This is a genomic window from Zeaxanthinibacter enoshimensis (assembly GCF_004362865.1).
GTDB classification, from domain to species: Bacteria; Bacteroidota; Bacteroidia; order Flavobacteriales; family Flavobacteriaceae; genus Zeaxanthinibacter; species Zeaxanthinibacter enoshimensis.
The window spans coordinates 91,571-110,961 of the sequence record NZ_SNYI01000001.1 but is presented as its reverse complement, the minus strand read 5'-3'; the positions used below and the strand labels follow the sequence as shown (position 1 = coordinate 110,961).

Sequence of the window (19,391 nt, the reverse complement as noted above, 5' to 3'; positions counted from 1 at the left end):
ATAAGCGTGCAAGCCCGGTCCCTGTTAGCGGGTCAGGCGGAATATAAACTGTTTAATTTTCAGATCAGGTAGGTCTCGTAAAGAATTTTGAGATCCTCGCTCAGGAGGGGAGGGGAATAATCCTCTAAACGCAGCGGTTTGTTCTCCGGGATAATGATGTTGTGGAGATAAGCAAAATAGTGTGGAAAGAGTATGGTTATTCGCTCAGCGGCAATTTGCTGGTAAGATTTTTTCAGCTCTTTCTGTCCCTCTTTTACGAATTCTTTATCTGTGCAACAGGATTTGGCAGCGATCATTTCTTCACAGGAAGCTGCGTGCTCCTGCATCTCCATCCCACAGTTTTTAGCTTCTTTCAGGAGTGTAAGACTTACCAGTGAATCCCCACAGAAATGCATATCGACGGTAAAGGAAACCGTTGATAACATGACTACGAAAGCCATGAGGATCGCTGTTATTTTATGAGATGATCTGTACACTTTTGCAAATATGTTAAATGTTTTGCTCAATACGGGTAAAATTAACAAAATTTCAGATTAATCCCGTGCATATTCAGTTGTAATGATTTGTTTATCAATTCGAAACGAATTGTTTTGATTAGTTTTTTTTCATGAACAGAGCTGGGGTGCCTTGATTTATTTAGGCCATCTAATTCTCATTTTCCCCTATCTTTGTAAGTATATGAATGAGCACCTGGATCCAACCGCGGAAAACTTTTCCCAAGAAGACCTCGATATAGAAAGAGCCTTAAGGCCGGCTTCCTTTGACGATTTTACGGGGCAGGCACAGGTCCTGGAAAACCTGAAAGTATTTGTGCAGGCTGCCAACCTCCGCGGGGAAGCCCTGGACCATACCCTTTTTCACGGCCCTCCCGGCCTGGGTAAAACGACCCTGGCCAACATCCTGGCAAACGAACTGGGAGTGGGGATCAAGATAACCTCGGGACCTGTCCTGGACAAACCGGGAGACCTTGCCGGTCTGCTGACCAACCTCGAGGAACGCGATGTGCTTTTCATCGACGAGATCCACCGACTGAGCCCCATCGTGGAGGAATACCTCTACTCGGCTATGGAGGATTTCAAGATCGATATTATGATAGAGACCGGGCCCAACGCTCGGTCAGTACAGATCAATTTACACCCATTCACCTTGGTGGGGGCAACCACCAGGTCCGGGCTTTTAACGGCCCCGATGCGTGCAAGGTTTGGAATTGCCAGCCGGCTGGAATACTATAACACCGAGCTCTTATCCACTATCGTGGAAAGAAGTGCCGAGATCCTGAAAGTGCCTATTACCCAGGAAGCCGCCATTGAGATCGCCGGCCGCAGCAGGGGTACACCCAGGATATGTAATGCCCTGTTGCGACGGGTACGCGATTTTGCCCAGATCAAAGGCAGTGGCAAGATAGATATGGCCATTGCGAAATTCGGGCTAAAGGCGCTCAATGTTGACACCTACGGCCTGGACGAGATGGACAACAAGATACTCGCCACGATTATCGATAAATTCAAAGGGGGACCTGTTGGGATCACCACCCTGGCCACCGCAGTTTCTGAAAGTGCTGAGACCATAGAAGAGGTGTACGAGCCCTTTCTTATACAGCAGGGATTCATAATGCGGACCCCCCGCGGACGTGAGGTAACTGAGTTAGCTTACAAGCACCTGGGCAGGATCAAAGGAGGAAATCAACCGGGGTTATTTTAGGTGAGTAAGGAACTACCAAAAGTCTCACGATACGAGGTGTTCAGGAACCGGAAACAGATCCTGGAAAACCCACTCCCTTTTCACAGGAAGCATTTTGACGATCTGGGTGATACCTTTAAAGTTGAGGTCAGTTTTGGCAGGAATATCATTTTTACGTGTAATGCCAATATCATCAGGCATGCATTACAGCAGAACCACAAGAATTACCGGAAATCTGAGCTGCAGACCGAGGACCTGGCCCGTTATATAGGGAAGGGAATACTGACGGCAGAGGGGGAGCACTGGCGTGTTCACCGGCGGATGATACAGCCTGCCTTCCATAAAAAGAAACTTCACCTTCTCTTACGCACTATGTTGTTAGTGATCCGGGAAGAACTCGGCAGGATAGAGCCACGGAAAACTACAGATATATTTCCGCTGATGGGTGACCTGGCCTTCCAGGTAGTTGCCCAGTCCTTGTTCAGCAGGGCCGATATCAGGACACGAATGAACAAGTTGCAGGAGATCACCGAGCGTAACCAGCAGATGCTGATCCGTGAAATGCGGCAGCCTTACCTCAAATGGTACTTCCGGTTAAGCGGAAAGATCACTAAACACATGGACATGGCCGAACAGGGCCGTGATATCCTGAATGGCATTATTGAAGAACGCATTGAGAGTGGGGAAGAGAAAAATGACCTGCTCGATATGCTGTTGCAGGCCAGGTACGAGGATGGCAGTGCCATGAGCAGGCAGCAACTGATCGACGAGGTTCTTATCCTTTTTACAGCAGGGCATGAAACTACAGCCAATGCCCTGAGTTTTGCCCTTCACCTGCTCGCATCCAATCCCGGGAAACAGGAAAAATTGTACGAAGAGGTCAGGGCAACTGACTGGGAGGAATCTGATCCCCTGGATCTGCTGGGAAAACTCTCGTATACCAAACAATGTATAGAGGAGGCGTTAAGACTTTATCCCCCGGTCTATGTGATAGACAGGGTGGCGAAGGAACAGGACAGTATAGAAGGACTGGAACTCCGGAAGAACACCCTGTTGCTGATGTCCGTTTATGAACTGCACCGCAGCGAAGAATTCTGGGAGCAACCCGAAGAATTTATTCCTGAACGCTTTGACCCCGGGCGAAACCTGAATCACTCCGCCTATTACTACCCGTTCGGGGCAGGACCCAGGATGTGCGTTGGTAATAACTTTGCCATGTACGAGATGGTGATGGTACTCAGTATGCTGGTGAAAGAATTCCGGATCACCACACCCCAGCCAACCCTTACACTGAACCCGCTGATCTCCCTGAAGCCGGGACCGGTCTACCTGGAATTCGTTCCGCGCTGATCCGCAGTTAACTGATTTTTAACTTTCTATTATTGAGCGGGTTATGGATAATATTCACTATCTTTAAATATCCCCCGCAACACTCGTTTACGTCCCTTACTACCGTGTTCCACGGTACGACTCATCCAGGGTTTAGACACAAGCCCATAAGGTTCTCCCAGGCCTGAATCCGCCAGGCGATTTCTGCAGATAATAGATGTATCACTGCATCATGCAGGAGTTTAACGCATGCAATCAATTAATTCTACATACTATGGAAACCGTTTTACAGGATTTAAAAGAAATGCTCCGGGGGGAATTGATAGAACCCGGGCATAAAGATTACCATGAGAGCAGGAAAGTGTACAACGCGATGATCGACAAGAAACCCGCCATGATCGCTAAATGTGTGGACGTGGCCGATGTCATAAACGCGGTGAATTACGGGAGAGAACACGATCTGCTGATCGCAGTGCGCGGGGGCGGCCATAATGGAGGTGGCCTTGGACTCTGCGAGGGGGGATTGGTCATAGATCTTTCACTGATGAAACATGTATTGGTAGACCCGATGGAGCAAACCGTCCGTGTGGGCGGGGGAAATGTCTGGGGAGAAGTGGATCATGCCACCCATGCATTTGGACTGGCAGTACCTGCGGGGATCATTTCTTCTACTGGAGTAGGCGGACTAACCCTGGGCGGGGGAGTTGGCCACCTGACCCGGACATACGGGCTGACCATTGATAACCTGCTGGAGGCCGACATGGTCCTGGCCGATGGTTCGTATATCACCGTGAATGAAGATGAGAACCCGGACCTGTTCTGGGCCATCCGGGGCGGAGGCGGTAATTTTGGAATTGTCACTTCTTTCACCTTTAAAGCTCACCCGCTGAAAAATGTTATCGGGGGACCGACGCTGTGGCCAATAGAAAAGACAGAAGAGATCATGGAGTGGTACCATGGCTTTATTCATAAAGCCCCGGATGAACTCAATGGTTTTATAGCCACTATGGTCATTCCCGGTCCGCCTTTCCCTGAACACCTGCACAATAAACAGTTTTGTGGAATTGTATGGTGCTATGCCGGGGAAGACCAGCAGGAGTTCGATAAACTCTTCGAGTCCGTCAGGGCCATGGATCCGCTTTTTGAGCATGTAGGTCCTATGCCATACCCTGCTATCCAGACCATGTTCGATGGGATGATGCCACCCGGGCTGCAGTGGTACTGGAGAGCCGACTTCTTTGACGAGCTGGGACCCCAGGCTCGGAAAGAACATCGCAATTTTGGTTCAAAAATTCCTACCCCTTTATCCCAGATGCACTTGTATCCCTTATCCGGTGCTGCCGCAAGGGTGCCGAAAGACGCTACGCCTTGGTCTTACCGGGATGCTAAATATGCGGGGGTCATTGTAGGTGTGGACCCGGATGCTGCCAATGCTGAGAAGATCACCCGGTGGTGTAAGGAATATTACAACGCGCTACATCCCCATTCCATGGGAGGAGCATATTCTAATTTTATGATGGATGAAGGCCAGGAACGGGTAAAGGCGTCTTATCGAAAGAATTACGATCGGCTGGTAAAGATCAAGACCAAATACGATCCCAAGAATCTTTTCAGGGTAAACCAGAATATCCGCCCAGGAGAATGATAAAACTTTAGTTTATTAAAATTGAACAGCCGGGGTATGCACCCCGGTTTTTTTTTGCATTAAGCGATATAAGTTGCAGATTTACAAATAGTTGAGAATAATTTCGTACTTTGAAGTAATCTTTCAGCACAACATTTATATTTTTTTCCCTAATGTTTCCCACCAATCTAATAACGCCCGGCTGTAGTATCATTTTGGCGATTCTATAGTTTAGGAATGGTAGTTCCCCTGCTCATTTAAACATATTATTATGAAGCAGGTACAAATCTTGCCTACAGTCGTTCTGATAATTATTTTATTCGCAGCCATGGGGTTAATGGCTGGTCTGCCGGGCGGGGATACCCTGCAGGGGGAAGCAGTCAAGGTACCTTTGAAAGGAGATCATGACCACCTGGCGATGCCTGGCAATAAGAGCTGGTGCGAACTATTTCATGACTTCCTGCAAAGATCAGCTAAAGACGGAGCACTGTTAGTTCGTTCGGCAGGAGATATCAGGATTACTGGACTTGCACCAGGTTATGCGATTGTCATGATAGAACTGCAGCTCCGGGCACCAAAATCTTGCAATACCCATGCGGGTCCTTGTTCACCGGATGCTGATTCAGGTAAGACCTATTGCGGGTATTCCACATTTAAGTGAGACAGTTGATATTTCACGTGATAAAACCTGTATGCCGGGATTGAAAGACCGTAACACCAACTACCTTCCCGGAATATGCTGGAGGGAAACAGAAAACATTGTTCCTTCACCCTAATTGGCACTAAATCCAATCAGCAAATAAGCATCTTCATAGTGATGATGTCATAATAATTTTAACGCACAGTAATTCAGTAGTTTAACTAAAAATATTTAACTTTATAAGAAGACCAACTCAAGGTCTGTTCCCTAGTTTACAGTTCCCTCAATTTAAAATTGCAGTTCAAAGTTCTCCTGTCAGATTAGCGGATTAGATAAACTTTCCGGGAAAAGTATGTGCCTTTTAAACGCGTATATTTTAATGCTTTCACCTCGTGATGACCGTTCGTGTTAATAGAATGAATCATAATCTATAGTTGCCTTAAGCTTTGATGAACACCTTTCTGTATACCGAGACACTTTATCCATTCCAATACTTGTGGAAGAAGATTATTGTTTAACCAAAATTGTTTTATTATGAAAAATGTAAGGCAGAATGATCGACTTTTCAGATTGATCCAATTCGTAGTATTCGACGGTTTACTGGTACTGTTAGCATTGTCCTTGTTTCTGACCTCCTGTACGCAGGAGGAGCTGAGCCCACAAGAGGATATACCTCTTACAAGTCACGCTGTGAAAGCTGAATTAGAGCCATGGGAAAAGGAAGTTGTGCGTTTAACAAAGAAAATGCGACGATTCCATAATTTTAAAGTAGCCCTTGCTCAAGGTTATGACGTAGACCTTTCAGGGTATGTGCCGCAGATGGGTCATCACTATGGTAAACAAGAACTTATAGATGACCTTTTTGAGTTGGAAAAGCCTGAGGTATTATTATATGTTCCGGAGGGCGAAGAGGGAATGAAATTTGTTGCAGTTGAGTACCTGGTTACAGTTCCTGATCCGGAAAATCCTCCAGCTGCCCCTGAAGGATTTACTGGTTCCGAGGACGAATGGTTCTTCAATACTGATATAGGAATGTGGACCTTACATGTTTGGGTCGCTATGGAAAACAGTGATGGTATTTTTGCCGCTCGTAACCAGGCATTACCATAATACGGAATAATACAGATTTAATGATTGAATTTCTTTATGTGCCGGGGGTTCCCGCTCCCGGCACTCTTTCCGAGTCTACATATTAAAACTAAGCCAGTAGCTATGACTCTAAAATAATTTTCAGTATTATTTTTTAGAACGGCTAATATTATATTCACAGGATCTACCCGGCGCTTCTTTTTTTAGATTTGTACCTTCGCCCTGATCAGGCGGATAACCCATGCAACAGAAATACACCTACAAGGAGATGATTAAGACCGAAGCAAAACGCCTCGGTTTTTTATCCTGTGGGGTATCTCGTGCAGGCTTTCTTGAAGAGGAAGCCCCACGCCTCGAACAATGGCTGCGGCAGGGGATGCACGGGGAGATGTCTTATATGGAAAACCATTTCGATAAGAGACTGGACCCTACCAAGCTGGTGGATGGAGCTAAATCGGTCATTTCTCTCCTGCTCAATTATTATCCCGAAGAGACTCAGCAGGAGGGGACCTACAAAATTTCCAAGTACGCTTACGGGCAGGATTACCATCATGTGATCAAATCAAAACTGAGGGAGTTGCAGCAGTTCATTACCGAGAATATCGGGGAAGTTCACGGCAGGGCTTTCGTAGATTCGGCCCCTGTCCTGGATAAGGCCTGGGCGGCACGCAGTGGCCTGGGCTGGGTAGGAAAGCATTCTAACCTATTGACACGGCAGCTGGGATCATTCTATTTTATTGCAGAGCTGATCACAGACCTGGAACTGGAACCCGATTCCCCGGTGACCGATCACTGCGGAACCTGTACCGCCTGTATTGATGCCTGCCCCACCCAGGCTATTGTAGCGCCCTACGTGGTAGATGGCAGTAAATGCATTTCTTATTTTACGATCGAACTAAAGAACGAGATCCCCTCCGAGGTAAAAGGCCAGTTCGATGACTGGGCCTTCGGCTGTGATACCTGCCAGGACGTCTGCCCCTGGAACCGTTTTTCCAAACCCCACCGGGAACCTGCATTTGACCCACATCCGGAGATGTTGCAGATGAGCAAAAAGGACTGGGAAGAGATCACCGAAGATGTCTTCCGGGAGGTATTTCGCAAATCTGCGGTAAAGCGCACCAAATTCTCAGGACTTAAGCGGAATATTAAATTCCTGAAGTCATAATAGGCTACAATGCTTTTAGATTAATGTTAAGAATTTGTTAGGAAAGGTCTTTAATAACTATCTTCCACATCAGTTTTTGATTTTTCAGTAGTGTTTTTCATAAATCATTACTGAGTTAATAAACTGGTAACCAATCAAATACCAACAACAAGTCTACGTCTTTACCACATGAAGATCAGGAAGCCCGAGTTAAGTTTTTGGCAGATATGGAACATGAATGTCGGATTTTTCGGAATCCAGTTCAGTTTTGGATTACAGCAAACCGCGGTGAACCCTATATTTTCATTCCTAGGTGCTCACCATGAAGAATTACCGTTACTGAACCTTGCTGGACCTGTTACCGGTCTGCTAATCCAACCTCTTATTGGTGCCATCTCCGATAAGACCTGGTCTCCCAAATACGGGCGCAGGAAACCCTTTTTCCTGATCGGTGCTATCCTGGCCAGTTTGTGTCTTGTGGCTTTTCCTTTCAGCCCGGAATTGTGGTTCGCCGTGGGGCTGCTCTGGGTTCTGGACGCAGCCAACAATACAGCTATGGAGCCTTACCGGGCTTTTGTGGGGGATAAATTACCGGACAAACAACTTACTTATGGCTACCAGATGCAGAGCCTCTTTGTGGGTGCCGGTATCACCCTGGCTAACTTTTCTCTTTTCCTCTTCCAGGACTGGTTCTCTGTTCCTGCCGTGGCAGGGGAGTTGTGCAGTACCGGTACAGAGGTAGTGACGGCCATTCCTAAATGGGTGTATTATTCTTTCTTCCTGGGAGCCATAGCTTCGGTGACCACTATCCTGTGGTCTGTCTGGAAAACCCCGGAGATCCCTCCAACGGACAAGGAGCTGGAATATATCCGGGAAAGGAAACAGACCGACTCTGTCCTGAAACGCACTTTTGAACCTATCATAGAGATAGCACACGCCATAGGGAGTATGCCCAAACTGATGTGGAAACTTGCCGCTGTCTATTTCTTTCAATGGTATGCCCTTTTCGTATACTGGCAGTTCATTACACCCATGCTGAGGACCAGCCTGTTCGGCATAAGTAACAGCGACACTTCCAGGTTCGAGACCATCATGGAAGCCTGCAGGTCAGGGGAGGTGATCGGTGCAGAGGATATGAGCTTTGCCCAGAATGTGCAGCTGATGTCTGAACAGGCACTGGCACAGACCGGGCTGATGAACGGGACCTATAACATGGTCACCATGCTGGTGGCCCTTGCCCTGGTGCCGATCGCACGAAAGTACAGTTCAAAAATAGTGTATGTGCTCAGTTTGTTCCTCACGGGGATAGCGCTGATCAGCATGCCTTTTATTACCGACAGGATTGCCCTGCTGCTCCCGATGATATTGTTCGGGATCGGGTGGGCTGCCATGATGGGGATCCCGTATGCCATGGTGTCCAAGGTGATCCCGGAAGAACGTCGTGGAGTTTACATGGGAATCGTAAACATGATGATCGTGATTCCCATGCTCATCCAGACGCTTTCCTTTGGATTCATTATAAAGAATTTCCTGGGCAATAACGCGGTCAATGCTATCCTGTTCGGGGGTGCCTTCTTTATTATTGCTGCTGTGCTGGCGATGAGGCTCAGGGTGGTCCCCCCGACTCCACCACCCAGGTTGAATATTGAAGCTGATAAAGCAGATAAGTAGGTGGCACTGAGGTTGAGAGCTGTGCTCCTGCTGTAACCCCTGGTCATTTGCTTTCCCGGGTTAAACCCATTATATTTTTAGTGCTTATCTATCACTGCAGATTTGTTTCGGCAGCAAAGAACTAATTCCAAAGAAATACTACTAAATTTGTGATTCAAAGGCCATCCTTATGAGCAAAGAAAAGAAAAGACGCGAAGCCCTTATATACCACGCGAAACCACAACCCGGTAAAATAAAAATTGTTCCCACCAAACCCTATTCTACCCAGCGCGACCTGGCCCTGGCTTATTCTCCCGGGGTGGCAGAACCCTGCCTGGAGATAGAGAAGAACAAGGAGAATGCCTACCGCTATACTTCTAAAGGTAACCTGGTGGCTGTGATCAGTAATGGAACTGCTGTCCTCGGTCTTGGCGATATAGGTCCCCTGGCCTCAAAACCCGTTATGGAAGGGAAATGCCTTCTCTTTAAGATCTTCGCGGACATTGACGGGATGGATATAGAGGTAGATACCAAGGATGTGGAGAAATTCATAGAGACCGTAAAAATGATCGCTCCAACTTTTGGCGGGATCAACCTCGAGGATATCAAAGCTCCCGAAGCTTTTGAAATTGAACGACGCTTAAAGGACGAACTGGACATCCCGGTAATGCATGATGATCAGCACGGGACAGCCATTATTTCCGCGGCGGCTTTACTGAACGCTGTGGAGATCGCCAAAAAGAAACTGGAGAAGGTGAAAATCGTGATCTCCGGTGCAGGTGCCGCAGCTATCTCCTGCTCAAGGTTGTACAAGGCCCTGGGTGCCAAAGGCGAGAATATGGTGATGCTGGATAGTAAAGGTGTGATCCGGAAAGACCGGGAAGGCATCAGCGGGGAGAAACTGGAATTTGCCACAAGCCGGAAGATAGATACCCTGGAGCAGGCGGTAAAGGATGCCGATATCTTTATCGGGCTTTCCATTGCCGATATCCTCAGTCCTGCCATGCTGAAATCCATGGCTAAGCGGCCTATCGTATTTGCCATGGCCAATCCCAACCCGGAAATTAATTATGACCTGGCCTGTAAGACCAGGGAAGATGTCATCATGGCCACGGGTCGATCAGACCATCCTAACCAGGTGAATAACGTTCTTGGGTTTCCTTTTATCTTCAGGGGAGCGCTGGATGTCAGGGCAACCAAGATCAATGAAGAAATGAAGATGGCGGCGGTAAAAGCCCTCGCCGAACTGGCAAAAGAACCGGTTCCTGAACAGGTGAATATCGCCTACGGTGAAACCCGCCTTACATTTGGCAAGGATTACATAATTCCCAAACCTTTTGATCCCAGGCTGATCGTGGAGATCCCGCCGGCAGTGGCCAAGGCCGCTATGGACAGCGGGGTAGCGAAAGCGCCCATCGATGACTGGGAGGCCTACCGGGAAACCCTGATGCAGCGTTCCGGGGATGACAATAAGGTGATGCGCCTGCTGATGAACAGGGCTAAAATAGATCCGAAGAAGATCGTATTTGCCGAAGCGGATAACCTGGACGTACTTAAGGCAGCCCAGATCGCTTACGAGGAAGGGATTGCACACCCTGTACTGCTTGGAAAAGTAGAGGTGATCAAAGAACTGATGGAGGAGCTGGAGTTTGATGCGGACGTTCCCGTGATAGACCCAAACGCCCCGGAGTCCAGCGAGAAAAGACTGCATTACGCAACCCAGTACTGGGAAAACCGTAAGCGGAAAGGATCTACCCTTCATAATGCCAAGTCGAAAATGCGCGAGCGTAATTATTTTGGGGCCATGATGTTGCTGGAAGGAGATGCTGACGGGATGATATCCGGGCAGACCCGGGCCTTCCCAAGTGCTGTAAAACCAATCTTCGAGGTCATTGGCCGCTCAACCAACGTACGCAACGCAGCGACGGTACATATTATGAATACTAAGAGAGGGCCTTTATTCCTGGCAGATACCTCGATCAATATTGATCCTGCTGCGGAAGAGATCGCGGAGATCTCGGTAATGACTGCTAACCTGGCCAGCGCCTTTGGGTTTGACCCTGTGATCGCGCTGCTGTCTTACGCGAACTTTGGATCCTCTAACCATCCACATGCCACCAAGGTGGCAAAGGCGGTGCAGATCCTGCACGAAAATCACCCTGAAATGGTAGTGGACGGGGAGATACAAACCGATTTCGCATTGAACAAGGAGCTGCACCAGAGCCAGTTCCCATTCTCAAAACTAGCCGGTAAAAAAGTAAATACCCTGATCTTCCCTAACCTGGAAGCCGCCAACATCACTTACAAGTTGCTGAAGGAACTGAACAAGGCTGATTCTATAGGGCCCATCATGCTTGGACTGAGGAAGCCTGTTCACCTGCTGCAGCTGGGGGCTAACGTGAATGAAATGGTGAATATGACCGCGGTTGCAGTGATCGATGCCCAGGAACGCGAGAAGCGCAGGAAAGCCAAACAGGGTACCGTAAAAATTTAAGACCGGCATATTTTAATGCCATCACCCAAATAATAAACCAACCATGATCACCCATCTTAAAGGGAAGCTCGTAGAGAAGCATCCTACCCATGTCGTCATTGAGTGTGCAGGAATAGGCTATTTTGTCAATATTTCCCTGAACACCTTTTCCCTGATCAGGGATGAAGAGCAATTGATGCTGTATACGCACTTACAGGTACGCGAAGACGCACATACCCTCTTTGGTTTTGCCCAGCCCTCTGAGCGGGAGATCTTCCTCCTCTTATTGTCCGTTTCCGGCATAGGTGCCAGTATTGCCAGGACCATGTTATCCTCTCTAACTCCGCAACAGGTAAGAGACGCTATTGCCAACGGTGATGTGGCTACTATTCAGTCTGTCAAGGGGATAGGTGCCAAAACGGCCCAGAGGGCTATTTTGGACCTCAAAGACAAGGTTCTGAAAATTCAGGATATCGGGGAAGTTTCAGCTCCATCGAACAATACAAATAAAGAAGAAGCGTTATCAGCTTTAGAGGTCCTTGGATTCGTCCGGAAACAAGCCGAAAAGGCCGTGGATAAGGCGATGATCGATGACCCGACACGTAGCGTCGAAGACATAATTAAACTGGCGCTGAAAAATTTGTAACAAGTTTGAAAACAGGGGCAACGTCAATACTTAAATCTTCTTCATTTAAGCTTCTCCATCTTTGGGTACTGTTCATTACGGTACTGGCCGGTGCTTACGGCCAGGAAACCGAAGTGGAAACGGATTCTACCGAAACCGGGATCGCCCTCGGGCGATTAGAACTGCAGGACCCTGAAAGCATTGTTTCCCGCTATACTTACGATCCCCAGCTGGATCGGTATATCTATACCCAGCAAGTGGGAGAATATGATATTACCTACCCCGTGATCCTGACACCGGAACAGTACCTGGAACTGGTGGAGCAGGAAAATATGAAATCCTATTTCAAGGAAAAGATCGACGCCTTCTCAGGGCGAAAGGCGGGTAGCGAAGAGGCCCGTAAGAACCTGCTTCCCAATTTCTATGTAAACAATAATTTCTTTGAATCCGTTTTTGGAGGCAATACTATAGAAGTGATCCCCCAGGGATCCGTAGCCATGGACCTTGGCGTCATCTGGCAAAAAAATGATAACCCGGCTCTGTCCCCGAGGAACAGGACGAATCTCTCGTTCGATTTTGACCAGCGCATCAGTCTGAGTATGCTGGGAAAAGTAGGCGAGCGTTTACAGGTGACGGCGAATTATGATACCGAGGCTACCTTTGATTTCCAGAACCTTGTTAAGCTGGATTTCACCCCCACCGAAGACGATATTATCCGGAAGATAGAGATCGGGAACGTGAACATGCCCCTGAACAGTTCACTGATCACCGGGGCCCAAAGCCTTTTCGGGGTAAAGACACAATTGCAATTCGGAAAGACCACGGTCACCGCGGTGGTCTCCGAGCAGCGATCCCAGAATAACACGGTGGTGGCACAAGGAGGAGGAACTCTCAATGATTTTGAACTGACAGCCCTGGATTACGACGAGGATAAGCACTTTTTCCTGGCGCAGTATTTCCGGAACCAGTATAACGAAGCCCTCGCGAACTACCCCTACATCCGTAGCCAGGTACAGATCACTCGATTGGAGGTTTGGGTCACCAACCGCAGCCAGCAGACACAGAATGTCCGGAATATCGTAGCCATCCAGGACCTGGGAGAAGGAATAAAGAGCAGGACCCGGATAGGGCAGACCAACGGGGAGCCTGCCGGTTTTTTTAACGTCAGCTCCTCGAACCCTCCGCCGAGGAACAATGCCAACGATTACGACCCTGCCTTACTGGGAACAGCCGAAGGGGTGCTCAACCAGAACATCCGTGACATCGCCACCGTGGATAGCGGTTTTGATATCAACACCGGGTACAGTGTTAACCAGGGATTTGATTATGCCATCCTGGAAAACGCCAGGAAACTGGAACCGGGAAGAGACTACCAGTTGAATACACAGCTGGGGTATATTTCCCTGAACCAGCGCTTGAGTAACGACGAGGTACTGGGGGTAGCGTTCCAGTATACCCTGGACGGGCAGGTGTACCAGGTGGGTGAATTTGCCAACGGGGGCGTAGACGCAACCACGGTGAACCCGGTTGCTGAACAACAGATCAGTAACAATACCCTGGTCGTGAAACTGCTGAAAAGTAATATCACGAACGTGAACGACCCCATCTGGGACCTGATGATGAAGAACATCTATTCCACTGGGGCCTTCCAGTTAAGCCAGGAAGACTTTAAACTGAATATCCTCTATTCTGACCCTACCCCGAGGAACTATATCACCCCGGTGAACCCGGATGTGGGCTGGCCGGATAACCCGGTGCCCCTGGAAGACCGAATCCTGCTGGATGTGTTTAACCTGGACCGGCTGAATGTTTATAACGATGTGCAACCTAGGGGAGATGGATTCTTCGATTTTGTCCCGGGTATTACCGTGGACACCAGGGGAGGCCAGATCATCTTTACCACGGTAGAGCCTTTCGGGGAATACCTCTTTAACCTGCTGGGAGGCGGAACCTATGATGTGCCGGATGACCAGGGTTATAACGAGAACCAGAGAAAATACGTCTTCAGGGATATGTATGCCCAGACCAAGGCAGCTTCCCTGGAAGATGCTGAGAAAAACCGTTTCCGTCTTAAAGGGCGTTACAAATCGGAGGGAACCAACGGGATCCCGATCGGGGCTTTTAATGTTCCCCAGGGATCGGTACGGGTTACTGCCGGCGGGAGGCAACTGCAGGAAGGAATCGATTATACCGTGAATTACCAGGCGGGAACTGTACAGATCCTGGATCCAAGCCTGGAAGCATCCAATACACCTATCAATATCTCGGTAGAGAATAATGCCGTCTTCGGGCAACAGACCCGGCGTTTTACCGGGGTGAACGTGGAGCACCAGGTGAACGAGAATTTTGTGCTGGGAGCTACCATGCTGAACCTGAATGAAAGACCGCTGACCCAAAAATCCAACTTCGGGGTAGAGCCGGTTAACAATACCATCTTTGGTTTTAATGGGAACTTCTCCACGGAGATCCCATTCCTGACAAGGCTGGTGAATATGCTGCCCAACATCGATACCGATGTTGCTTCTAACCTGTCGCTCAGGGGAGAGGTGGCCTTCCTGAAACCGAATTCTCCAAAGAATGCGGATTTCATGGGGGAAACCACAACCTACCTAGATGATTTTGAAGGTGCCCAGGCTCTGATCGATATCCGGTCGTCCCTGGGATGGACCCTGGCCAGTACCCCGCTGGAGTTCCTGGATGAGGGAGAAACGGGGCTGGAAACCGGGTACGAGCGTGCAAAAATGGCCTGGTATACCATCGACCCTATCTTTTATACTAACCAGCGCCCGGCTGCGATAACCGATAATGATATTTCCACTAATGAAACCCGAAGGGTCTTTATAGACGAGGTTTTCCCACAGGTGGATATAGCCCAGGGGCAGACCACGGTTCAGAATACACTGGATTTGGTTTACCTGCCGGGGCAGAGAGGACCCTATAATGCCAATGCTAATTTCGCGGCAGAGACACCGGACCAGAAATGGGCAGGGATCATGCGTGCCCTCAGCAGTACCAACTTTGAACAGAGCAACGTAGAATTCGTGCAATTCTGGGTGATGGATCCATACGTGGACGGATCTGCCACCAGTCCCGGTGAACTGGTGATCAACCTTGGGAACATTTCCGAAGATATTCTGGCCGATGGACGTAAGCAATACGAAAACGGGCTGCCCGGGGTAAATAGCAATGACCTTACTACCCCGACAGTCTGGGGTAAGGTGCCGGCCACCCAGTCCCTGGTTTACGCTTTTGATGCAGACGCAACCAACAGGAACCTGCAAGACGTTGGGTATGACGGGCTCCTTGATACTGATGAAGCAGCACAGGGTTATAACGGTCCCCCGGAAGACCCGGCCCTTGACAACTATACTTATTACCTGAACAGGGAAGGGAATATCCTGGAACGCTACCGGGATTTCAATAACCCCCAGGGGAACTCGCCAGTAACGGTAACCAATACGAACCGGGGTTCTACAACTTTACCTGACGTGGAGGATGTGGACCGGGACCTGACGATGAATACCATCAACAGTTATTACGAGTACCGCATACAGATCAAACCGAATACCACCATTGACGATAAATATGTGACCGACATTAAGGAAGGGACTACTCCGGACCTTCCCAATGGAGATCGTTTAAACCGCCGTTGGATACAGTACAAGATCCCGCTCAGCGACTTTACTGATGCCGTAGGTGGAATTTCCGATTTCAGGTCTATCAGTTTTATGCGGATGTATATGACGGGCTTCAGCAGTGATGTGGTCTTGCGTTTTGCGACCCTGGACCTGGTGCGGGGCGACTGGAGGAATTACACCAAGACCCTGGAAACCGGTGGCGATAACCCTGCAGATGACGGAACTGTTGTGGATGTGAACACCGTTAACATTGAAGAGAATAACTCCAGGATCCCTATCCCTTATGTATTGCCTCCGGGGGTGCTGAGGGAACAGCTCAACAATAACAATACTATCATCCGCCAGAACGAGCAATCTCTATCTTTCGTAGTAGAGAACCTGGAACCACAGGATTCCCGAGGGGTGTTTAAAAACGTAAATATCGATATCCGGCAGTACGAGCGTATAAAGATGTTTATGCATGCCGAAGAGATCGTAGATACGGATTATACAGATGGAGAGACACCATTGGTCGGTTTCCTCCGGATAGGAACAGATTTCTCTGAGAACTTTTACCAGCTGGAACTGCCCTTGCAATTCACGCCATTCGGAGCCAGTACCGCTTCCGAGATCTGGCCTTCGATCAACGAACTGGAGGTATCTCTTTCTGACCTTAACAAAGTAAAATCCCTAGGGATCGCGAACCAGAGCCTCACCGAGATTAATTTTTACGAAGTAGTGGACGGGGAAGTGATCCCGGTGGCAGAAGATGCCCCGAGAACAGCCGGCCGTGTTCGTATCGGGATACGTGGAAACCCCTCACTGGGTAGTTTGCGGAGCATGATGGTAGGAGTGAAAAATATTGATAATATCCCGGCACGGGGAGAGGTGTGGTTCAACGAGCTCCGCCTGGCCGGCCTGGATAATAACGGGGGTTGGGCGGCTGTAGCCGCTATGGACGCCAACCTGGCCGATTTTGCCAATGTATCAGCCACGGGAAGTAAAAGTACTTCCGGGTTTGGGGCCATCGACCAGATGCCGAACGAGCGGTCCCGCGAAGATGCTGTTGCCTACGATGTGGTGACCAATGTGGAATTAGGGCAGTTGTTGCCTCAGAAATGGAACCTGCAGATCCCTTTCAATTACGGGATCTCCGAACAACTCATCACCCCGGAATTTGACCCGGTATACGATGATCTTAAACTGGAGGACAGGATTGCCGCCGCCCCGTCACAAGAGGTTGCGGAAGAGATCAGGGAGCAGGCAGAGGATTACACTAAAAGGACCAGTATTAATTTTATCGGGGTGAGGAAGAACCGTGGGGAGGAAGCAGAAGCCAACTTCTACGACGTTGAGAATTTTACGTTCAACTATTCCTATAACGAAACCGACCACAGGGATTTCGAAATAGAGAACCTGAGAGACCAGGATGTTGCCACCGGTTTTGTTTATAACCATAATTTTAAACCCACCGAGGTAGCACCTTTTGCAAAGAAGGATTCGCTCTTTACGGGGAAATACTGGCAGTGGCTTAAGGAGCTCAATTTTAATGTGCTCCCGGCGAGCGTGGCTGTGCAGTCTAATATAGACCGCCAACTGAACCAGCAGCGATTCCGCGATGTACTGGAGCCCGGGGTAGAGCGCCTGGAGCTGCCCTTGTTACAGCAGCGCAACTACCAGTTCAACTGGCAGTACGCGGTAAACTACAGCCTTACCAAGTCGCTTCGCCTGAACCTAACTGCATCCAACAACCGTATCGTCCGTAATTATTTCGAGGACCCGGATGCGCCGGAGCCAATTATCGATCCTACCCTGACCTTATGGGATGGTTTCTTTGATGTCGGGGATCCCAACCGTCATAACCAGCAGTTGCAGCTGAACTACGAACTGCCGCTTAACAAAATTCCGATACTTGATTTCATTAATGCCCAATATACCTATACCAGTAATTTTGAATGGCAGCGCGGCGGAGATGCAATCCGAGAAGTAGTCGGAAACGATGTGAACACCGTACAGAATGCCAATACCCACAACCTGACGGCTTCCCTGAGCATGCAACGATTCTACGATAAGATCGGCTTAAAGAAAAGGGGCAGCAAGGCAGTATCGGGCAGGGCCCCGGCCAGGCGTGATAAAGCGGGCAGGCCGGCCGCAGGCCAGGAAGCCGGTAAGAAGAGTTCAGGCCTCGGGAATGCCTTTATAGACCTGGTCACCATGATCAAAAGGCTTAACGCGAATTACAGTGAGAATAACGGGCAGGTACTCCCGGGCTACCTCCCGTCTATTGGATTTATCGGGACTACTAAGCCTACCCTCGGCTTTGTTTTCGGAAGCCAGGCTGATGTACGTTTCCAGGCGGCCCGTAATGGGTGGCTGACCGATTTTGATGGGTATAACGAACAGTTCATCCGCCAGAAGAATACACAGCTCAACCTTACTGCTACGGCCCAGCCCATGCAGGATTTGACCATCGACCTGACTGCAGACCGGCAGTACTCGGAAAGCCTCAGGGAGAATTTTGATATAGAGGACGGGGAGTACATTGTACAGACACCGAATACCAATGGTAACTTCAGTATCTCTACGGTGATGATCAGTACCTTTTTCAACAAGAGCGACGAGACAGAATCGATCAACTTCGAGACCTTTAAAGAGAACCGGATCACTATAGCCAACCGCTTGCTTTCTGACCGTAATGGTGCGGACGAGGGCCTGGATAGTGATGGCTTCCCGCTGAGGTATGGTAAGAGCAGCCAGGAAGTGTTGCTGCCGGCTTTCTTTGCGGCGTATACCGGGCAGGAAGTTGACAGGGTAAACCTGGATGCTTTCAGGGACATTCCTATCCCGAACTGGAACATTAAATATACCGGCTTAATGCGCAACCAGTGGTTCCGCAAGAAGTTCACCCGTTTTTCACTCAGCCACGGGTACAGGGCAGCCTACAGTATCAACTCTTTCCAGACCAACCTGGAAAGGCAGAACAACCTCTTTGATGCCGATACCGGCAACCTGCAGCCTGAGCTGCTGATCAATAATGTGGTCCTGACCGACCAGTTCAACCCGCTGATGCGCGTTGATTTTGAAACCAAGAGTTCGCTGAGCGTGCTGGCGGAGGTCCGTACAGACCGGGCACTTTCACTGAGTTTTGACAACCAACTGATGACAGAGATCAATGGAAAGGAATATACCGTAGGACTTGGGTACAGGTTCAAGGACGTTCAATTCGTCACCAACATCGGGGGTGAAAAGCAAAGGCTGAAAGGGGATCTAAACCTGAAAGCAGATGTTACCCTCAGGGATAATATTACCATTATCCGCAGCCTGGATATTGATAATAACCAGATCACTTCAGGGCAGAACCTGTTGTCTGTCAAGTTTACCGCGGATTACGCCCTGAGCAAAAACCTGAACGCCCTGTTCTTCTACGATCATTCGTTCTCCCAATTTGCGGTTTCTACTGCATTTCCACAGACCACCATCAACACCGGGTTCACCCTGCGCTATAATTTCGGGAACTAAA

At 49.0% G+C, this 19,391-nt stretch carries 11 protein-coding genes; 10 read left to right on the top strand and 1 reads right to left on the bottom strand.

Going from position 1 to position 19,391, the window contains the following annotated elements; genetic code table 11:
• Positions 1 to 59: 59 nt before the first annotated feature.
• Positions 60 to 476, bottom strand: coding sequence for an HYC_CC_PP family protein (locus tag CLV82_RS00535; RefSeq protein ID WP_449489487.1), 417 nt, complete (start codon positions 474 to 476; stop codon positions 60 to 62).
• A gap of 202 nt (positions 477 to 678) precedes the next feature.
• On the opposite strand from CLV82_RS00535, the gene ruvB reads away from it, so the two are divergent.
• From ruvB to sov, 10 genes are all read left to right on the top strand, one after another.
• Complete coding sequence (ruvB, locus tag CLV82_RS00530; protein ID WP_133642360.1) at positions 679 to 1,701, top strand: Holliday junction branch migration DNA helicase RuvB; 1,023 nt, start codon at positions 679 to 681, stop codon at positions 1,699 to 1,701.
• On the top strand, positions 1,702 to 3,030 hold the full coding sequence (locus tag CLV82_RS00525) for a cytochrome P450 (RefSeq protein WP_133642359.1): 1,329 nt from the start codon (positions 1,702 to 1,704) through the stop codon (positions 3,028 to 3,030). It abuts the gene before it with no gap.
• Positions 3,031 to 3,283: 253 nt separating this feature from the next.
• Complete coding sequence (locus CLV82_RS00520) at positions 3,284 to 4,654, top strand: FAD-binding oxidoreductase (RefSeq protein WP_208107958.1); 1,371 nt, start codon at positions 3,284 to 3,286, stop codon at positions 4,652 to 4,654.
• Between the two features lie 250 nt (positions 4,655 to 4,904).
• Positions 4,905 to 5,294, top strand: a complete 390-nt coding sequence (locus CLV82_RS00515; protein WP_133642357.1) for a hypothetical protein — start codon at positions 4,905 to 4,907, stop codon at positions 5,292 to 5,294.
• A gap of 513 nt (positions 5,295 to 5,807) precedes the next feature.
• A complete protein-coding gene (locus CLV82_RS00510; RefSeq protein WP_133642356.1) occupies positions 5,808 to 6,383 on the top strand; it encodes a hypothetical protein in 576 nt (191 codons plus the stop codon).
• Between the two features lie 220 nt (positions 6,384 to 6,603).
• Positions 6,604 to 7,527 carry a tRNA epoxyqueuosine(34) reductase QueG gene (gene queG, locus CLV82_RS00505; RefSeq protein WP_133642355.1) on the top strand — a complete coding sequence of 308 codons (924 nt, stop codon included), beginning with the start codon at positions 6,604 to 6,606 and terminating at the stop codon, positions 7,525 to 7,527.
• 168 nt (positions 7,528 to 7,695) lie between these two features.
• Positions 7,696 to 9,177, top strand: coding sequence for an MFS transporter (locus CLV82_RS00500; protein WP_133642354.1), 1,482 nt, complete (start codon positions 7,696 to 7,698; stop codon positions 9,175 to 9,177).
• Between the two features lie 169 nt (positions 9,178 to 9,346).
• Positions 9,347 to 11,650 carry an NADP-dependent malic enzyme gene (locus tag CLV82_RS00495; protein WP_133642353.1) on the top strand — a complete coding sequence of 768 codons (2,304 nt, stop codon included), beginning with the start codon at positions 9,347 to 9,349 and terminating at the stop codon, positions 11,648 to 11,650.
• 43 nt (positions 11,651 to 11,693) lie between these two features.
• Entirely contained in the window at positions 11,694 to 12,275 is a 582-nt protein-coding gene (ruvA, locus tag CLV82_RS00490) for a Holliday junction branch migration protein RuvA (protein ID WP_133642352.1), read from the top strand.
• Positions 12,276 to 12,280: 5 nt separating this feature from the next.
• Positions 12,281 to 19,390 (top strand): T9SS outer membrane translocon Sov/SprA, encoded by a 7,110-nt coding sequence (gene sov / locus CLV82_RS00485; RefSeq protein WP_133642351.1) that lies wholly within the window; start codon positions 12,281 to 12,283, stop codon positions 19,388 to 19,390.
• Position 19,391: the final 1 nt, after the last annotated feature.

Coding starts and splice junctions, on each gene's coding strand:
- CLV82_RS00495 (WP_133642353.1), top strand. CDS start 9,347: ATGAGCAAAGAAAAGAAAAGACGCGAAGCCCTTATATACCACGCGAAA.
- CLV82_RS00500 (WP_133642354.1), top strand. CDS start 7,696: ATGAAGATCAGGAAGCCCGAGTTAAGTTTTTGGCAGATATGGAACATG.
- CLV82_RS00520 (WP_208107958.1), top strand. CDS start 3,284: ATGGAAACCGTTTTACAGGATTTAAAAGAAATGCTCCGGGGGGAATTG.
- ruvA (WP_133642352.1), top strand. CDS start 11,694: ATGATCACCCATCTTAAAGGGAAGCTCGTAGAGAAGCATCCTACCCAT.
- queG (WP_133642355.1), top strand. CDS start 6,604: ATGCAACAGAAATACACCTACAAGGAGATGATTAAGACCGAAGCAAAA.
- CLV82_RS00515 (WP_133642357.1), top strand. CDS start 4,905: ATGAAGCAGGTACAAATCTTGCCTACAGTCGTTCTGATAATTATTTTA.
- ruvB (WP_133642360.1), top strand. CDS start 679: ATGAATGAGCACCTGGATCCAACCGCGGAAAACTTTTCCCAAGAAGAC.
- CLV82_RS00510 (WP_133642356.1), top strand. CDS start 5,808: ATGAAAAATGTAAGGCAGAATGATCGACTTTTCAGATTGATCCAATTC.